Source organism: Duganella sp. CT11-25, from assembly GCF_047302815.1.
Lineage (GTDB): Bacteria > Pseudomonadota > Gammaproteobacteria > Burkholderiales > Burkholderiaceae_D > Rugamonas.
In genome coordinates, this window is the sequence record NZ_JBKBFD010000001.1 from 5,750,894 (window position 1) to 5,769,362 (window position 18,469).

The 18,469-nt window shown below is 64.5% G+C and carries 15 protein-coding genes; 7 read left to right on the forward strand and 8 right to left on the reverse strand.

Annotated features, from left to right (window positions below; genetic code table 11):
- The first annotated feature begins 50 nt into the window (after positions 1-50).
- The 4 genes from ACEN9F_RS24895 (at position 51) to ACEN9F_RS24910 (ending at position 4,965) form a co-directional block, all read left to right on the forward strand.
- The gene (locus ACEN9F_RS24895) at positions 51-659 is read left to right on the forward strand and encodes a hypothetical protein (RefSeq protein WP_413424361.1); all 609 of its coding nucleotides are present in this window, start codon (positions 51-53) and stop codon (positions 657-659) included.
- 79 nt (positions 660-738) lie between these two features.
- Positions 739-3,111: a DNA polymerase II gene (locus ACEN9F_RS24900; RefSeq protein ID WP_413424363.1), complete on the forward strand. Its 2,373-nt coding sequence runs from the start codon at positions 739-741 to the stop codon at positions 3,109-3,111.
- Between the two features lie 61 nt (positions 3,112-3,172).
- Entirely contained in the window at positions 3,173-4,156 is a 984-nt protein-coding gene (locus ACEN9F_RS24905) for a sensor domain-containing diguanylate cyclase (protein WP_413424365.1), read from the forward strand.
- The gene (locus ACEN9F_RS24910) at positions 4,153-4,965 is read left to right on the forward strand and encodes an isocitrate lyase/PEP mutase family protein (protein WP_413424367.1); all 813 of its coding nucleotides are present in this window, start codon (positions 4,153-4,155) and stop codon (positions 4,963-4,965) included. Before ACEN9F_RS24905 ends, ACEN9F_RS24910 begins: the two co-directional genes overlap by 4 nt.
- A gap of 6 nt (positions 4,966-4,971) precedes the next feature.
- Here the strand turns inward: ACEN9F_RS24910 and ACEN9F_RS24915 are convergent, their stop codons facing one another.
- Entirely contained in the window at positions 4,972-5,355 is a 384-nt protein-coding gene (locus ACEN9F_RS24915; RefSeq protein WP_413424369.1) for a DoxX family protein, read from the reverse strand.
- An 11-nt stretch (positions 5,356-5,366) separates the two neighbouring features.
- Complete coding sequence (locus ACEN9F_RS24920) at positions 5,367-6,188, reverse strand: pirin family protein (RefSeq protein ID WP_413424371.1); 822 nt, start codon at positions 6,186-6,188, stop codon at positions 5,367-5,369.
- A 104-nt stretch (positions 6,189-6,292) separates the two neighbouring features.
- Between ACEN9F_RS24920 and ACEN9F_RS24925 the strand changes: the two genes are divergently transcribed.
- Entirely contained in the window at positions 6,293-7,183 is an 891-nt protein-coding gene (locus tag ACEN9F_RS24925; RefSeq protein WP_413424373.1) for a LysR family transcriptional regulator, read from the forward strand.
- 36 nt (positions 7,184-7,219) lie between these two features.
- Here the strand turns inward: ACEN9F_RS24925 and ACEN9F_RS24930 are convergent, their stop codons facing one another.
- The 3 genes from ACEN9F_RS24930 to ACEN9F_RS24940 are packed head-to-tail and all read right to left on the reverse strand — an operon-like array spanning position 7,220 to position 11,120.
- Entirely contained in the window at positions 7,220-8,332 is a 1,113-nt protein-coding gene (locus ACEN9F_RS24930) for a lactonase family protein (protein ID WP_413424375.1), read from the reverse strand.
- Positions 8,329-9,561: an MFS transporter gene (locus tag ACEN9F_RS24935; protein WP_413424377.1), complete on the reverse strand. Its 1,233-nt coding sequence runs from the start codon at positions 9,559-9,561 to the stop codon at positions 8,329-8,331. Before ACEN9F_RS24935 ends, ACEN9F_RS24930 begins: the two co-directional genes overlap by 4 nt.
- Positions 9,558-11,120 (reverse strand): methyl-accepting chemotaxis protein, encoded by a 1,563-nt coding sequence (locus ACEN9F_RS24940; RefSeq protein ID WP_413424379.1) that lies wholly within the window; start codon positions 11,118-11,120, stop codon positions 9,558-9,560. The genes ACEN9F_RS24935 and ACEN9F_RS24940 overlap by 4 nt, the downstream gene beginning before the upstream one ends.
- A gap of 214 nt (positions 11,121-11,334) precedes the next feature.
- Here ACEN9F_RS24940 and ACEN9F_RS24945 point away from each other — a divergent pair, with 214 nt between their 5' ends.
- Entirely contained in the window at positions 11,335-13,209 is a 1,875-nt protein-coding gene (locus ACEN9F_RS24945) for a hypothetical protein (RefSeq protein WP_413424381.1), read from the forward strand.
- 151 nt (positions 13,210-13,360) lie between these two features.
- Complete coding sequence (locus tag ACEN9F_RS24950; RefSeq protein ID WP_413424383.1) at positions 13,361-14,086, forward strand: hypothetical protein; 726 nt, start codon at positions 13,361-13,363, stop codon at positions 14,084-14,086.
- Between the two features lie 106 nt (positions 14,087-14,192).
- Here ACEN9F_RS24950 and ACEN9F_RS24955 read toward each other — a convergent pair whose 3' ends face one another.
- The 3 genes from ACEN9F_RS24955 to ACEN9F_RS24965 form a co-directional block, all read right to left on the reverse strand.
- A complete protein-coding gene (locus tag ACEN9F_RS24955; protein ID WP_413424385.1) occupies positions 14,193-14,540 on the reverse strand; it encodes a YggL family protein in 348 nt (115 codons plus the stop codon).
- Positions 14,541-14,920: 380 nt separating this feature from the next.
- Positions 14,921-17,326 carry an efflux RND transporter permease subunit gene (locus ACEN9F_RS24960; protein WP_413424387.1) on the reverse strand — a complete coding sequence of 802 codons (2,406 nt, stop codon included), beginning with the start codon at positions 17,324-17,326 and terminating at the stop codon, positions 14,921-14,923.
- On the reverse strand, positions 17,323-18,468 hold the full coding sequence (locus tag ACEN9F_RS24965) for a WD40/YVTN/BNR-like repeat-containing protein (RefSeq protein WP_413424389.1): 1,146 nt from the start codon (positions 18,466-18,468) through the stop codon (positions 17,323-17,325). The genes ACEN9F_RS24960 and ACEN9F_RS24965 overlap by 4 nt, the downstream gene beginning before the upstream one ends.
- Position 18,469: the final 1 nt, after the last annotated feature.

Sequence of the window (18,469 nt, forward strand, 5' to 3'; positions counted from 1 at the left end):
AAGTCGATAACCCTTTTATGCCGCCGGCAACGCGCCGGCGGCGGCGTCCCATGTTTGAATTGTCGCTGACCGGTCAGCCGCGCTCGTGGCTGGTGCAAGAACATCCTTACCGCTGCAAAGGCTACGGCCGCGCGCGCTGGGGCATGGATGTCGAGAAGGTGATGGAGATCATCGCCGCCGAGCATCCGGACCAGCTGTTCGCGCTCAGGCGGGAGGTCGACACGCTGAGCGGCGACCTGCGGCTGGAGCTGGCCGTGCCGGCGCTGCCGCCCGGCCCCGGCCCGGCCCGCATCCGCTATGTGTTTGCCGCCGCCACCTCGCTCCTGATTGAAACCCATCTGCACTGGGTCAGCGGCGGCGACCCGTCGCACGAGCAGCGCCTGCCGCTGGTGCAGGCCGCCACCCGGCTGGCCGGCGAGCTGATGAGTTATCGCTGGTCCGGCCTGCAGACCATGCGTGGCGCCGTGCGCGGACCGGGCGCGCTGCTGCTGTTCGCCGGCCGCGACGAGGACGGCGGCACGGTGGAAATCAGCCTGGACGGCGTCGCCTTCGACGTCGAGCGGCCGGATACGCCGGGCCGGCCCGAGCACCGTCCGGCGCCGCCCGGACCGGCCGCCCTGCGCGCCTCCTTCCTGGCCGCCGCCCCGCCCGCAATTTAATCGGGGTCAGTTTCGGCATCGATGCCGAAACTGACCCCGATTTTGTGCAGGCTGTATGCGCATACAGTATAATTCCGGCATGACGCATACCTCCCACAACGGCTTCATCCTGACCCGCCACTGGCGCGACACAGCCAGCGGGACGGAGATCGAATTCTGGCTGGCGACCGACGACGGTCCCCGCAAGGTGCGCCTGACCGCGCAGACGTCGGTGGCCTTCGCCGAGGCCTCGCTGCGCGCCGCCATCGAGGCCCAATTGCCGGCGTCCGGCGGCTTCGAACTGCGCGAGCTGCAACTCAAGACGTTCGAGCAGCAACCGGTGATCGGCATCTATGCGTCGCGCTACAAGCAGCTGACGGCGCTGGAGCGCACGCTGCGCGAGCGCGGCATCAAGCTGTACGAGGCCGACATCCGCCCGCCCGAGCGCTACCTGATGGAGCGTTTCATCACCGCCGGCGTGCAGATCGAAGGCGGCCACGCCAGCGGCGCGCTGATCCACAACTGCAAGCTCAAGCCGGCGCCTGATTACCGGCCGGCCCTGAAGATGGTCTCGCTGGATATCGAAACCAGCGCCTACGGCGACCTGTACTCGATCGCGCTGGAAGGCTGTGGCCAGCGCCAGGTCTACATGCTGGGCGAACCGCCGGCCGCGTCGTCGCAGGCGATCGACTTCGACCTTGAATACTGCGCCACGCCGCGCCAGCTGATCGAGCGGCTCAACGCCTGGTTCGCGCGCCACGATCCCGACGTGCTGATCGGCTGGAACGTGGTGCAGTTCGACTTGCACGTGCTGCAGAAGAACGCTGACAAGCACAAGATCCCGCTGGCGCTGGGCCGCGAAGGCAAGACCATCGAATGGCGCGAGCATCCGGGCAAGCAGGGCTATATGTTCGCGCCGGTGGTGGGCCGCATCGTATTGGACGGCATCGACGCGCTCAAGGCGGCGTCGTGGATGTTTCCATCGTTCAGCCTGGAGAACGTCGCCCAGTCCATGCTGGGCGAGGGCAAGGACATCGGCGACGTCTACGACAAGATGGCCGAGATCGAGCGCCGCTTCCACGAAGACAAGCCGGCGCTGGCGCACTACAACCTCAAGGACTGCGAGCTGGTCACGCGCATCTTCGACAAGGCCAACCTGCTGGCCTTCATGATCGAGCGCGCCACCGTGACGGGGCTGCAGGCCGACCACTTGGGCGGTTCGATCGCCGCCTTCGGCCACCACTACCTGCCGCGCATGCACCGCGAAGGCTATGTGGCGCCGAACGTCGGCGACATCTCCGGCGGCGCCTCGCCGGGCGGCTTCGTCATGGATTCCAAGCCGGGCCTGTACGACTCGGTGGTGGTGCTCGATTACAAGAGCCTGTATCCATCCATCATCCGTACTTTCCTGGTCGACCCGGTCGGGCTGATCGAGGGCGAGCATGCCGACGATCCGGCCACGGTGGTGGAGGGCGTCAACGGCACCGTGTTCTCACGCGAAAAGCACTGCTTGCCGGCGATCACCACGGAAATCTGGAAGCAGCGCGACGCCGCCAAGCGCGCGAAAAACGAGCCGCTGTCGCAGGCCCTGAAGCTGCTGATGAACTCCTTTTGCGGCGTGCTGGGCGCGACCGAGTGCCGCTTCTTCAATCCGCGCCTGGTGTCCTCGGTCACGCTGCGCGGCCACCAGATGATGAAGCAGACCCGCGAGCTGGTCGAGGCCGAAGGCTACGACGTCATCTACGGCGACACCGATTCCATCTTCATCTGGCTGAAAAAGGAATACGCCAACCAGGAAGCGCTGGACATCGGCCAGGGCCTGGCGGACAAGATCAACGCATGGTGGCGTACCATGCTGAAGGACAAGCTGGGACTGGAGTGCCATCTTGAAATCGAGTTCGACACGCACTACCAGAAGTTCTTCATGCCGACCATCCGCGGCACCGACATGGGCAGCAAGAAGCGATACGCCGGCCTGACCATCAACGGCAAGGGCGAAGAGGAAGTGATCTATCGCGGGCTGGAAGTGGCGCGCAGCGACTGGACGCCGCTGGCGCAGCAATTCCAGCAAGGCTTGTTCAAGCGCATCTTCAAGGACCAGCCCTACCAGGAATTCGTGCGCGAGTATGCGCAGAAAACCATGTCCGGCGATTTCGACGAACTGCTGGTGTACCGCAAGCGCCTGCGCCAGCCGCTGGACGAATACAAGGTCAACGTGCCGCCGCAGGTGCGCGCCGCGCGCCTCGCCGATGAGTACAACCAGGCGCACAGCCGCCCGCTGCGCTACCAGAACGGCGGCTGGATCAGCTACGTGATGACCACCGGCGGCCCGGAGCCGCTGGAAGCGATGCGCTCGCACATCGACTACGAGCACTACCTGACCAAGCAGCTGCAGCCGATCGCCGACTCCATCCTGCTGCCGATGCACGACAGTTTTTCCAGCCTGACGACGTCGCAAGCCAGTTTGTTCTGAAGCTGGCGCATAATGAACGATCAAAGTCCGAGCAATCAAATCTTGCAACGAGGGGATGACGATGTTAGCACCGCAGATGCCAGCCAACGAAGCCCAGCGTATCAACGTCCTGCACTCTCTGGGCCTGCTCGAAGCACCGCCCGATGAACGATTCGACCGCCTGACGCGGCTCGCCAAGCGCCTGTTCGACGTGCCGGTGGCCAAGGTGACGCTGGTCGCGGACGATGCGGTATTCGCGCTGTCCTGCGCCGGCCAGGCGTCCGGTCCGGTGCCGCGCGAACTGTCGTTCTGTTCGCACGCCATCGTCAGCGACGGCGTGCTGCTGATACCCGAGACCCGCACCGATCTGCGCTTCTTCGACAACCCGTATGTCACGGGTGCGCCATTCATCCGCTTCTACGCCGGCTGCCCGCTGGAAGTGCCTGGCGGCGCACGGCTCGGCTCGCTGTGCCTGGTCGACTTCGAGCCGCGCCAGTTCAGCGCCGAAGACGTGGCCTTGCTGCGCGACCTGGCCGCGATGGTCGAGCAGGAAATGGCGGCGGTGCAAATGGCCACCATCGACGAGATGACCACATTGCTGAACCGGCGCGGCTTCGAGGCATCGGCGCCGCAAGCGTTGCAGCTGTGCACGCGGCTGGACAAGCCGGCCTCGCTGCTGTTCTTCGACCTGAACCACTTCAAGGCCATCAACGACAATTACGGCCATGCCGAGGGCGACCGCGCGTTGAAAGTGTTTGCCGAAACGCTGCGCAAGGTCGTGCGCAGCAGCGATCTGCCGGGGCGCCTGGGGGGCGATGAATTCGTCGCCTTGCTGATCAACTCCAGCCGCGACGAAACCGCGCTGGTGGTGCAGCGCCTGCGCGCCGCGATCAACGAGCGCAACGAAGCCGACCGCCGCGGCTACGACATCTGCTTCAGCGTCGGGCAGGTGGAGCTCAGCGCCGACCAGCCGCTGGCCATCGCCGAGTTGCTGGCGCAAGGCGATGCCGAGATGTACAAGAACAAGCAAGCCATGAAAAACCAATCATCAAAGGACGAGACATGAATACCAGCTTCACCGCATTCAAGAAACTGCACGACGGCAGCAAACTGCTGCACTTGCCCAACGCCTGGGACGCCGGCAGCGCGCGCCTGTTTGAAAGCCTGGGCGCACCGGCCATCGCCACCACCAGCGCGGGCGTGGCCTGGGCCATGGGTTATGCCGACGGCGACAACATGCCGGCCGAGGTCGCCATCGGCGTGGCCGCCAATATCGCCAGGGTACTGACGGTGCCGCTGACGGTGGACCTGGAAAACGGCTACTCGGACGATGCCGGCGTGGTCGCGCAAAACGCGCTGCGCCTGATCGACGCCGGCGTGGCCGGCATCAACATCGAAGACGGCGGCGGCACGCCGCAATTGCTGGCCGCCAAGATCGCCGCCATCAAGAAGCTGGCGGCGCAATCGGGCAAGGAGCTCTTCATCAACACCCGCACCGATGTCTACCTGCGCGGCCTGGCGCCGGAAGGCGAGCGCGTGGCCGAGGTGCTGAAGCGCGCCGCGCTCTACAAGGAAGCCGGTGCCGACAGCCTGTTCGTGCCGGGCATCTGCAAGGTCGAGGAAATCAAGGCGGTGGTGGCTGGCGCTGGCCTGCCGGTCAACGTGATGGACTGGCCGGGCGTGCCATCCGCGGACGCATTGCGGCAGCTGGGCGTGGCGCGCCTGAGCGCCGGCTCCGGCATCCCGCAGGCATTGTGGGCGGTCGCCGCCGGCATGGCCAAGGACTTCCTGGACACCGGCAGCGCCGGCCCGCTGATCGCCAACGCCATGCCTTACGGCGATCTGCAAGCCTTGTTCACCAAGGCTGCCAGGTAAGGCGGATCAGGCCTTGCGGGTGTCGATGCTGTAGGCGCCGGCGCCGAAGGCCACCACTTGCAGCAAGCCGCCCGCCATCGCGAAGTTCTTCAGCAGATGGATCATCTGGTTCTGGTCGCCGATCGCATGATGGAAGGCCAGGCCGGTGACGATGGAGAACGCGGCCAGCACGGCCGCCACGATGCGGGTCTTGTAGCCGGCGGCCAGCAGCAGGCCGCCGCCCAGTTCCACCGCGATGGCGATGGCCAGTCCCAATGTGGCGAACGGCAGGCCGGACGACTCGATATAGCCTATCGTCGCGGCGGGCGCCATCAGCTTGCCGAAGCCGCTGAGGACAAAGATGGCAGCCAGCAGGATACGGCCGATGGTTGGGAGAGCGGTGGTGTGCATGGTAGGTCCTTTTAAATTAAGTTTGCGGAGCGCAGCTGCTTGCCGATGCGCTGGATTTCGTTTTCGCCTTGCGCCAGCGCGGCTTCGCTGGTGTGTACCGAGTAATAGCCTGTGACCAGATCGTAGGGATGCTTGACCGCCGATCCCAGCACGAACTCCGTCGCGCCTTCCGCAACGAACTCAATTGCCGACTGGCCTTCTTCAAACACCGCCACCTCGCGGCCGATCACCGCGCCGGCGGTGTGCAGCGCGCCGTTGCCGACCGCTACCCATGCGACGTCGTGGCCTGCGGGCGGCGTGTAGGTCCAGCGTTCGCCATCGCCCAGCTTCACGTGCAGGTAGTTGATCGAAGCGCGCGGCCGGATCGGGCTGGCCGCATCGCCGTAGGCGCCGATGATCACGCGCACCGGGCCGCTGGCGGGCACCTGCTGCGCCGCCAGATACTGGCTGTTCGAAGGACCGTTTTCATCTTCCGCCGGCAAGGCCAGCCACAGCTGGAAACCGTGCACGCCCTGGCCCTCGACCGGACCGCCGTCGTGCCAGACGCCGTTACCCGCCGCCATCCACTCGACGCCGCCGGTACTCAGCACGCCTTCGCTGCCGGTGGTTTCGCTGTACTGGATGGCGCCGTCCATGATGACGGTCACGGTGGCGATGCCCGAATGCGGGTGCATGCCCATCTTGCCGCCACGTCCGGCTTCCATCTGGAAACGGTCGAGGAAAACGAAAGGCTTGATCAGTTGGCCGACATCGCCGGGGCTGACCAGGCGGGTGATGCCGCCGCGCCGGCTGCCGACGGTGCGGAAGGCCAGTTGTCGCTGTTCTTGATTCATCGCTTGCTCCTTGTTTGGTTCAGTGCATGGGATGAATCTTAGAATTTTAAGATTCATCTGAGAAGCCTATATAATTCGATGGATAGTATCCAAGGAGTAGATATATGCTTGACGCCATGTCGATGGACCAGTTGCGGACCTTTATCGCCGCCGCCGACGAGGGCAGCTTTTCCGCCGCCGGTCGCAAGCTGCGCCGGGCGCAGTCCGTGGTCAGCACCACGCTGGCCAATCTGGAGCAGCAGGTCGGCTTTGCGCTGTTCGAGCGCACCGGCCGCTATCCGCAACTGACGGAGGCGGGCAGGGCGCTGCTGGAGCAGGCGCGCGCGGCGGCCAGCAGCATGGACGCCTTCAAGGCCAAGGCGCGCACGCTGGCCGAGGGGCTGGAGCCGGAGCTGGCGGTCGCGGTCGATGTGATGTTCCCGATCGCCACGCTCACATCGGCGGTGCAAGCGTTCCAGCAAGCCTTTCCGTCGACGCCGCTGCGGCTGTATGTTGAAGCGCTGGGCGCGGTGGTGCAGCCGCTGGTGGAGGGTAACTGCCGGGTGGCGATCATCGGCTCGCTGCCCGAGATCCCGGCCGGCTGCGCCTCGGAATTCCTGCTCAGCGTGGCGGCGGTGGCGGTGGTCGCACCGGGCCATGCGCTGGCCGCGCTGAAGGGGCGGATACCGCAGCAGGACGCTGGCAAGCACGTGCAGTTGGTGTTGACCGACCGTTCATCGCTGACGGCGGGCCGCAACTTCGGCGTCATGTCGTCGCAGACTTGGCGGCTGGCCGACCTCGGCGCCAAGCACGCCTTCCTGCGCGCCGGCCTGGGCTGGGGCTACATGCCGCTGCACATGGTCGAAGACGACCTGCGCACCGGCAAGCTGGTGCGCATCGAACTGCAGACGCACGCCGCGCTGGGGCCGGGCTTCTCGATGCACGCGATCCACATGAAAGACCATCCGCCCGGCCCCGCAGGCAGGTGGTTCGTCAACCAGCTCAAGCTGGCTTGAAATTGATGAGTTCGCCGCTGTAACCCCGTGGGTTTTTTACTTCACGAAGGTGAGGCTGACTGGGGTGGGCGTGTCGACCGACTGCCCGGTATCGGTCACCTTGCCGGATGCCGGGTCGATGCTGAAGACGTTGACCTTGCCGCTGCGCTGGTGCGCGACCAGCAGCCATTTTCCGGAAGGATGGATGGCGAAGCTCCATGGCGTTTCGCTGCCTGAGGAGGTGCGCTGCACCAGCGTCAGTTCGCCCGTTTCGCCATGCACGCTGTAGACGAGCAGCGCGCCCTCGCCACGGTTTTCGACGTAGACAAACCGGCCGTCGCCGCTGGCCGCGATCTCGGCGCCGCTCTTCGTGCCGGCAAATTCCGGGCTGCTGGTTTGCAGCGTTTGCACCTGCGTCAAGCGTCCTTGCTGTGCATCCCAGCGCAGCGTGAGAATTTCCGCCGTCAGTTCATTCAGCAGATATACGTAGCGACCGTTCGTGCCGAAGGCGAGGTGGCGCGGTCCGCTGCCAGCAGGGGCGACGAACGAGCGCGGCGCCGCCGCATCGTCCGGCGACAAGGCCCGCGTCGCGCGGTCGAAACCGTAGACGAATACGCGGTCGGCGCCTAAGTCGGGAACCAAGGCATAGCGCCCCGACGGATCGATGGCGACGCTGTGCGCATGCGGGCTCGCCTGGCGCCGGTGCGGTCCGGAGCCGGTGGCTTTGATGGTGGACACCAGCAGACCCACGCTGCCATCCTGGTTGACCGCGATGCTCGAAGCGGAGCCGCCGGCGAAGTTCGCGGCCAACAGCGTCGACGATGGGGCGTCAAACCATAAGTACGTGGTGCCGTTGCCGCCGGTGGAAACTTCGTTCACTCTGGTCAGCATGCCCGTCGCGCGGTTCACCGCGAAGGCGGTGACGCTGCCTTCTTTGGTGTTCTCGTCGTTGACCGCATACAGTACCGGCAGCTGCGGATGCGCTACGGTCCACGTGGGCCGCAATCCTTCCGCCACCGGACCAATCATCGCCAGCTTGCCGTCGGACGGGTCGAACCGCATGGCGTTGAGCTGCTTGCCCTGCGTGCCCACATAGACGAGGTCCGCCTGCGCCAGACCCGCCGACAGCATCATGACGGTAACCGCAAAAATATCTTTCCAACGCATCATTGCTTCGCTCCAAGGTTGACAGGGATTTTAGGATGGAACAGGCGGTCCTTGTTGAATAAATCGGGAAACAGCCGCGCCCATGACAAGGTAATCAACACCGTGGCCACACCGCCGACCAGCACCGCACCCGCCGGTCCGATCCACTCCGCCGCCACGCCGGCGCGAAACTGGCCAAGCTGGTTGCTGGCCGAGATGCTGGTGGCGTGCACCGCGCCCACGCGCCCGCGCAGGGCGTCGGCGGTTTCGACCTGCACCACGGTGTGGCGCAGCACGGTGCTGACGATGTCGGCCGCTCCGATCGCCAGCAGCATGACGATGGCCCACGCCATGCTGGTGCAGAACGAGAAGCCGACCGTGGCCAGGCCGTACATGAATACCGCGAAATACATGCGCTGGCCGATTTTGTGGTCCATGGGCCAGCGGTTCATCAGCCCGGTCATGAACAAGCCACCCACAGCCGGTGCGGCGCGCAGCAGCCCCAGCCCCCACGGCCCGGTGTGCAGGATGTCCTTGGCAAACATCGGCAGCAGCGCCGTGCTGCCGCCCAGCAGCGAGGCGAACAGGTCGAGCGACATGGCGCCCAGCACGACATTGTTGCGGCGGATGAAGCCGACGCCGGCAAACAGCGAACCCCACGAAACGGCTTCACGCTGCCGCACCGCCGACGGCGCCGCCACCAGCAGCGCCAGGATGGCCGAGACCAGGAACATCGCCGCGCACACGCCGTATACCAGGCCGGGACCGCCGGCATAGAGCAGTCCGCCCAGCGCCGGCCCGCCGACCATGGCCACCTTGTTCATCGACGCATTCGCCGCCAGCGCGCGTGGCAACTCTTCGGCTTGCACCAGCGCCGGAATGATGGCTTGCTGCGCCGGCATCTGCAGCGAACGGGCGATCCCGATCAGCACGCAGACCGCCAGGATCGCTTGATGCCCCACCCAGTCCGCGCTGCCGCCCCAGGCCAGGATCGCCGACGCGAAAAACTGCATCGCCAGGCTGGCCGAAAACACCTGGCTGCGATCGACGGAGTCGACCAGCAGCCCGGCCGGGATGGTGAGTGCCAGCGCCGGCAGGAACTGCACCAGTCCCACCAGGCCCAGGTACCAGGCGCTGGAAGTGAGGTCGTAGATCTGCCAGCCCAGCGCCACCGCGATCATGTTGTTGCCGATTACGCCGAAGAAGCGCGCGACCAGGTAGCGCCACAGGCCGGCGGGCAGGGCAGGCTTCAACGCAACGCTCCGGCGCGCTGCTTGAACACCGCCACCGCCTGCACCAGTTGCGCCGCCTGGCCTTTCAGGCTTTCGGCCGCCGCCGCGCTCTCGTCCACCAGCACGGCGTTCTGCTGCGTGGCCCGGTCCATCTGCGCGACCGCCTCGCCGACCTGGCCGACGCCGGAACTCTGCTCCGCGCTGGCCTCGCTGATCTCCGTCACGATGTCGACCACGCGCTTGATCGCGGCGACGATGTCTTCCATGGTGGCGCCGGCCTCGCCCACCAGCGCTGTGCCTTGCGCGGCCTGCGCCACGCTGTCGGTGATCAGCGTCTTGATCTCCTTGGCCGCGGACGCGCTACGCTGGGCCAGGCTGCGCACTTCGCTGGCCACCACCGCGAAGCCGCGTCCCTGTTCGCCGGCCCGTGCCGCCTCGACGGCGGCGTTCAGCGCCAGGATATTGGTCTGGAAGGCGATGCCGTCGATCACGCTGATGATGTCGACCACCTTCTTCGACGAGGCATTGATCGCCTCCATGGTCTCGACCACCTGGCCGACCACTGCGCCGCCCTTGGCCGCGACCGAGGAGGCGCCCAGCGCAAGCTGCTTGGCCTGCATCGCGTTGCCGGCGTTGTTGCGCACGGTCGTGCCCAGTTGTTCCATGGTGGCGGCGGTCTGTTGCAACGCGCTGGCCTGCTGCTCGGTGCGCTGGCTCAGCGCCTGGCTGCCTTGCGCGATGCTGGCGCTGGCCGTCGCGACGTTCTCCGAATTGCTGCGGACGTTGGCGACCACCCGCGTCAGCGAGCCCTGCATGTCGTTCAGCGCCGCCAGCAGCGGCGAAAATTCGTCGCGTGCATCGTCACGCACCGCGACCGTGAGGTCGCCGTCGCGCACGCGCTCGGCCACGGCGCGCGAGATCGCCACCCGGCGGCCAAGTACGCTGGCCATGTACCACGACAGCAGGCCCAGTCCGGCGATGGCGACCGCCGCCATGGCGACCAGCACCACCAGCGTGCGCTGCGCCTCGCCGACCACCTCGGTCAGCTCGCTGCGCAGCGCGCCCTCCTGGAACTTGACGGTGTCGCGCAGCGCCTTCAGCAGCTCGGTGCGGGCCGGCACGGTTTTATAGACCAGGAAGTTGAAGGCTTCGTCGCGCTGGCCCGCCTGGATCAGCTTGATGTCTTGCGCAGCCACCGCCCAGAAGGTATCAAGCAGCGGTGGCACCCTGGCGTAGCGGGAGCGATCCTCGTCGGTGAGCAGGCTGCGCTGATAGTCGCTCATGGACTTGCTCACCTGCTCGCGCTTCTCGACGATGCCGTCCAGCTGGCGCTTCAGTTCCTTCTCATCGTGCGTCAGCATGGAATGCCGCAGCAGCAACAAGACCTTGGTCACTTCGAGTTCGGTGGCCGACACGCGCTGCAGTTGCGGCACGCGCACGCTTTCGGTTTGCCGCGCCAGCTGGGTGACGTGGTTCAGATTGAAATAGGCGAATACCGCCACGCTCGCGAAGGCCAGCGATAGGACACCGGAAACAAGGTACAGGCGGGTGGCGATGCCCATGGAGGAAAGATGTCTCATTTATATTTTTTGGTATGTGGCTTGAGGATCCAGAATAGTGGATGGCCGATCCCGCGTCTTTGTACAAAAGCTAGATTCACCGGCACTTTTAAGGTGCGTCCGCCATAAAAAAGTACCAGCGAATGGCGCTTTTGTTTAATGACACGCTTCTGCGTTGCAACCATACTAGCCAGTGATTTGTGGAAGAAATTCAAAACTATTATCAGGAGCACTCATGGATCGCAGAAAAATCCTTCGCCTGTTGGGTTCGGCGGCAGTGGCGGCGCAGTTGCCGCTTGCCGCAGTGGCGCGGGCGCAAGCTGTTGTTAAGAAGAAGGGTGTGATGCTGATGAATCGCATCGCGCCATCGGTATCCGAGCTGTATATCGCCAATCTGGACGGCGGTAACGAGCGCAAGTTGCTGGCCGACACCGCCTACGAATACAACGCCAGCCAGTCTGGGGACTGGCTGCTGTTCACGTCCGAACGCCGCGCCGACGGCCAGTCCGACATTTACCGCGCACGCCGCGACGGCAGCGGCATCGAGCCGCTGGTCGTCAGCGATTCCATGGACGACGCGCCGGCGCTGTCGCCGGACGGCCGCACGCTGGCCTTCGTTTCCACGCGCAACGGCTATCGCGCCAATATCTGGGTGCAGGATATTTCCAGCGGGCGGCTCAAGCAGTTGACCGGCATCGGCGAGGTCAAAGGCAAGGATGGCAAGCCGGATTGCTATTTCCGCCCATCGTGGTCGCCGGACGGCAAGTGGATCGCGTTCTCCAGCGATCGCGACACCGAATGGACCGGTCACGACCAGGGGCAGGGCTGGGAGCATACGCAGGAGCTCAGCATCTACATCATCCGTCCCGACGGCACGGGTTTCCGCAAGGTCGCGTCCAAGCCTGGCTATTGCCTGGGCTCGCCGCAATGGTCGCCGGACGGCAAGCGCATCGTGTTCTATGAAATGACGGTCGAGGCGACCTGGGGCGCGCGGCGCCCGAACTATGTCGGCAAGGCGTACTCGCAGATCGTGTCGGTCGATGTCGCCAGCGGCGGCGATCGGGTCGAGCATACGTCCGGCACCGACCTGAAGCTGCAGCCGCAATACCTCGGCAACTCGGAAATCGGCTACCTGATCAAGTATGGCCCGAACGAGGGACTGGCCTATACCTCCGGCCGCGCGCCGGTCAAGCAAACCTTCATCCGCTCGCCGAGCTGGACGGCGGACGGTAAGTCGGTCATCTATGAAAAGGTTGCCTTCAAGCCGGTACGGCCGCTGCTCAAACCGCTGTTCAGCTGGGATAAGGAGTGGGACTACCGCTCGGTCGACGTCTATCCGATGATGTCGCGCGATGGCTGGATTGTGTACACCGACAAGCAACTGGGCAACAGCTCGATCCAGATCATGCGGGCCGACGGTTCGGACAAGCGCAAGGTATTCGAATCGGAAGGGCGCGGTCTGGCGGACGCCAAGGTACGCATGGGCCTGGCCGGCGCGTTCCAGCCGACATGGTCGCCGGACGGCGAGTGGATAGCCTTCGGCCTCGGCTACTGGTTCAACGAGCGTAACACGATGACGGCGGCGCTATGGCGCGTGCGCCGCGACGGCACCGGCGCCGAGCAGTTGACGGACGGCACCTTGCACTCGGGCTTCCCGAGCTACTCGGCGGACGGCAAGGAGCTGGTGTATCGGGTCTGGAGCGCCAAGGAGAAGGGGCTGCGCGTGCTGAACCTGGAGACGCGCAAGTCGCGCGTGCTGACGGAAGGGCTGGACAATCTGCCGGGCTGGTCGCCGGACGGCAAGCGCATCGTGTTTACGCGCCGGGGCCAAGACGGCAACTATGACATCTACACGATACAGCCCGACGGTACAGGCCTGTTCCGCTGCACCAACCACGAGTCGGGCGACGGCCATGCGGTGTGGAGCGCGGACGGCCGCATCCTGTGGAGCGGTTCGCAGCACGGCTTCCGCGACGAAGCGGCGTTGTATGAGCAGACTTTCCAGCAATACGGCCAGATCTACGTGATGAACGCGGATGGCAGCGACAAGCGTATCCTCACGGATAGCCGATGGGAGGATTCGATGCCGCTGTTCGTTCCGCAGGGCTAGTACGAGTCGATTGCTGAAAGCGGCCGTCACCTCTCGGGTGGCGGCCGTTTTTTTCGACAAACGTAAAAGGCTAAGTCATATCCGAGTACGACAATGATGGAGGTGGTATTCTGACTGCGGCTGACGCAATTGACGTCACAGTGGAGAAAATTTGAGCGAGCGAGAATTATTGCAAGCGAGGTTGAACGAGTTCTATTTGACTACGTTGGCGAACGCCAAGCCGTTGTTCGATGAAAATCACCTTCGCGAACTGTCGGCGCCGCTGCTGGTTTCAATCTCTGACACGTATTTGAAAGCCCCGATCCGAATCATGTTTATTGGCAAAGAGACCAATGGATGGTGGGGGAAACTGGAAAGTTATTACGAACGCCAGGACGCGATGTCATCGTTGATGACGCGCTATCAGAAGCAGATGAGCGGCCAGAACTGGCCAGGCCGATTCTTTCAGATGTTGCGTCGCACGGCGCAAGAGTTGTTGGGCGCGCAAGCGGATGCCGTAGCCTGGACCAATCTCATGAGAATGGATTGGGAGCACGGCAGGGGATATTCCCGCAACTCAAAGGGGATTTCAGAGGCACTGACGAAGATCTCCCAAGACATGCTGAGATTTGAGGTGGAACTGTTAAAGCCGGACGTCATTATCTTTGCCTGTGGCGCGAGCTACGACAGCGTCATCAAAGCGACGTTCCCCGATCGAACCAACAGCGAAGCGATAGTCAAGCGGGCGTTGTGGCAATTCAACATCGGCGACATTCTCTGCTTCCGCTCCCGGCACCCTCAAGCGATTCGGAGAAAGAATTCCGCTTTCAAGCCCGTGGAGGAGTACTACGGTGAAATATACTCTCGCGTGAGAGCAAATAGGGAACGGCAGGGGTGACGACATTCGGACACAGGGATGGGTGTCAGTGCCGACATTCGGACACAGGCTCGGCTGAAGTACGCATCAGCCCGTGTCCGAATGTCGGCACTGACACCAAATACGATTAACCCCAACCGTACCAGGCATCGCGCAGTTCGCCGACCTGGACTTGCTGGAGATCGCTCTGGCTTTCCAGCCAGGCGCGTACCAGCTCCCGGTGGCGCTCTTCGACTTTGCCGTAGGCTTTGTCGGAGACGACAAAGCCGCTGAAGTCGCTGCTCATGCCGCCGCCGAAGGCCAGGCCGTTGGCTTCGATGGCTTCCAGCAGGAAGCGGTACAGCAATGCGTTGCGCTGCGGTTCATCCTGGCCTTCAGCCAGCTTGGCGTCGACCATGAAGCCCAGTTCCTGGAATTCGCCCAGGTGCATTTTCTTGCGTTGGCGCTGGTTGGCGCGGTGTAGGGATCGGCTCATATTTTTCTATCCGGTAAGTTGCAAACCCGGATTGTCGCATGCCGGCGTGGAGTCTTGAATTTTTCCCGATTGCCGCCGCGTCGAGGATTGTGAATAGACGATAAGATTGGTACTCGCAGGAATTCAATATCCTCTCCCTTCAAGGAGCAACAATTGTCCCACCGAATCCCGCTAGCCACATTTTGAGTATCTTTATCAGGAAAGGAGCAACTGTGCCAGTGCGCTCGCAATGACGTTGCAATTGCTCCCGATGGAAATTTTTCCCTCTATGTGTTGGGAAAATCTCCGAACGCTCTTTCTCATTTTAGCCGGGTGACCTTTGAGGACAAAAATGGCGGCTGCCCTGGAGGGGGGCGCCGCTTTAGTTTGCACCTGGACGATCAGGCGGCGCGGTCGGCTGGCTGCGGGCCCGCGTGGTCATGAGCGCTGGATTGCGCCAGCGGCGTCGGCTTCAGCAGAAAGCTGGCCAAGGCCGGCAGCAGCACCAGCGCACCGATCATGTTGACGATGAACATGAAGGCCAGCAGGATGCCCATGTCGGCCTGGAACTTGATCGGCGAGAACGCCCAGGTGGCCACGCCCAGCGCTAGCGTAACGCCGGTCAGCATCACCACCCGTCCCGTGAACAATAGCGCCTGGTGGTAGGCCTTCGCCAGAGGCAACCCCAGGCGCATCTGCGCCAGCATGATACTGAGCACGTACAGCGCGTAGTCGATGCCGATGCCGACGCCCAGCGCGACCACCGGCAGCGTGGCCACTTTCAGGCCGATGTCCAGCCATACCATCAAGGCTTCGGCCAGTACCGACGTCAGCGCCAGCGGGATGATGGCGCAGGCCACCGCGCGCCACGAGCGGAAGGTGACATAGGCCAGCGCCAGTACCGCCGCATAGACCATCAGCAGCATTTCGTGATTGGCCTTCTCGACGACTTCGTTGGTGGCCGCTTCGAAGCCGGCGTTGCCGGCCGCCAGCAGGAACTTGACGTCGGCGGTGTCGTTCTCTTTGGCGAAGGCTTCCACTTCAGCGCCGACGCGGCGCAGCGTGGCCGCCTTGTGGTCGGTCAGGTAGACCTGCAGCTGCAGCAGCGAGAAGTCGGCGTCGACCAGGCTGCGCGGCGCGCGCGAGCTGGCGGTGTTGAGCGCGGCCTGATTCGGCTGCAGTTCGTACCAGCGTGGATTGCCTTCGTTCATGCCCACCGCCGCCTGCCGCGCCAGCGAGGCTAGCGATTGCGTGGTCTCGACACCTTCGACCTGGCGCAGGCGCCATTCGAGGTCGTCGACCCGCTCCAGCACGTCCAGCTTCATGGCGCCCTGTAGCGGCGTGCGCACCATCACCACCAGCACATCGCTGCTGGTGCTGTAGTGCTGGGTCAGGTAGGCGTTGTCGAGGTTGTAGCGCGATTGCGGACGCAGTTCCGGCGCACCGGCGTCGAGGTCGCCTACTTGCAGCATGCGGCTGGCATGTAATCCGTAGGCGCCCAGCGCGACCGCGACGACGATGGTGCAGACTGCCCAGCGACGCTCGGTGAACTTGCACAGCAAGGTCCAGAAGGTGTGGCGGTCGCCTGCGTCGCTGTCGGTCCTGGCGGCGCGGCGGGCGGCGCGTTCGCTGACGCCGGTGTAGCTTAAAAGAACGGGCAGCACGATCAGGTTGGTGAACACCAGGATCGCGACGCCCAGGCTGGCGGTCGTGGCCAGGCGGCGGATCGAGTGGATGTCGAGCATCATCAGTACCGCGAAGCCGACCGCATCGCAGGCCAGCGCGGTGAAGCCGGCCATGAACAAACGGCGGAAGGTGAAGCGCGCCGCCACCAGGCGCGACATGCCGCGTCCGATGTCCTGCATGATGCCGTTCATCTTTTGCGCACCGTGACTCATGCCGATGGCGAACACCAGGAACGGCACCAGCACCGCATACGGGTCCAGCGAGTAACCCAGCAGCGGCAGCATGCCCAGCTGCCATACCACGGCGATCAGCGAGCAGGCCATCACCAGCAGCGTGCTGCGGATGCAGCGCGTGTACCAGAACACGATGGCGGCGCAGATCAGCGCGGCCAGGCCGAAGAAGGCCAGTACTTGCACCAGTCCTTCAAGCAGGTCGCCGGCGACCTTGGCGAAGCCGGTGATGTGGATTTCGATGTGGTCGCTGTTGTACCTGGCGCGCAGTTTTTCCAGTTGCTGCGACAACGCGGCGTAGTCCAGCTCGCGCCCGGCTTCGTCGCGTTCTGCCAGCGGGACGATCAGTGCGCTGGACTGGAAGTCGCGCGCCACCAGCTGGCCTACCTCGCCCGAACGTTCGATGTTCAGGCGCACTTTTTGCAGCGCGCCCGGCGTGCCGTCGTAGTCGTCGGGAATGACGGTGCCGCCTTCGAAGCCGCGTTCGGTGACGGCGGTCCAGCGCGTCGATGGCGTCCACAGCGATTTGAGCTGGCCGCGCACCACGCCGGGCAGCAGGAATACGTCATCGTTGAAGTGGCGCAGCGTTTCAAGGTGGGCGGCGTCGAGGATGCTGCCGCTGCCCTTGTGCTCGACCACGATGCGCAGGCTGTTGGCCTGCGACACCAGCTTCTTGCGTTCGGCCTGGTAGTTCTGCAGGTAGGGATGGTTCATCGGCAGCATGCCGTCGAAGCTGGCGTTCGGTACGATGCGGCTGGCTTGCCAGCCCAGCAGCACCGTCACCAGCAGGCACAGCGCGAGCAGCCAGGCGCGGTGGCCGAACACGAAGCGTTCGAGGCGATTGCCGGATTCCGGATCGAAGGGGGTATTGTCGTGTTGCGTGGTGTTCATGGCTTGGCGTTTTTCGTGATGAATGCCGGTGCTGCGGCAGCGGCAGGTTGCGCCATGCGCAGCAGGCCGCGCGTGCCGACGATCACCAGCATTCCATCAGGCGCGACGGTGGCGCCGGTGAAGGGGAAGCGGACTTTCAAGGGAAGGGCGGAAAAGGTCTGGCCCTGGTCGTGGCTGGCGACGATCTGGCCGGCGGCGCCCAGCAGCAGCACCGTGTCGTCCGCCAGTTGCAGGCCGGTGATCAGCGAGGCGTCGACCGGGGTTTGCACTTCCGTCCACGGCGCGCCGGCCTGGGCGCTGCGATACACCTTGCCGCGCAGGCCGAACACCATCAGCGCGCCTTGCTTGAGCGACAGCGCGCCGAACAGGCTGCCGCCGGTTGGCGATTGCTGCGTTGTAAACGGCGCATCCGCCGCGTTCGCGCGCAGCAGCAGGCCTTGTTCGCCGAACAGGTATTGTTCCCGCTGACGGCTGACTACACCGTAGATGGTGGCGCCGTTGGGATTGGGCAGGTCCTTCATGTGCGCCTTCCAGTTGCGGCCGCCGTCCGCGCTGGAGAAGGCCAGGCCGTAGGCGCCCACCACCAGTACAGAGCCGTCGGCGCGCAGTGTGATATCGAGAAAGGGCTTGTCGGCGCCTTCGTCGACCAGGCGCTGGGCGTCCGCCAGCAGCAGGTTGAGCGGATGGTCGGCATTCTGCGGATCGGGCTTGACCGCGTCCCAGGCTTGCTGCGCGGCTTGCTCGGCCAGCGCGGCGGCGAGCTGGCCGTCGAATACGCGCGACCAGGTGGCGCCGCCGTCGATGGTGCGCAGTACCGCGCCCATGTTGCCGACCGCCCAGCCTTCGCGTTCATTGGCGAAGCGCAGGGCGGTCAGCGTGACGCTGACCGGAACCTTGGCCTGCGCCCAGTGCCGGCCGGAGTCGTCGGAATAGATGATCAGGCCGCGCTCGCCGGCGGCCACCAGGCGGTCGCCGGTGCGTGCGACCGCGAGCAGGTTGGCGGCCGTGGGACGCGCCACCGTCAGCGCCGGCCGCTGCAATGCGGAAGGCAGCGTGCCGGCGGCGAGGACGGCGCCGCCCGAGGAAACTGCCAGGGCGGCCAGGGCCGCCCGCAGCATGGTTGTGCAAATGGACGACTTCATG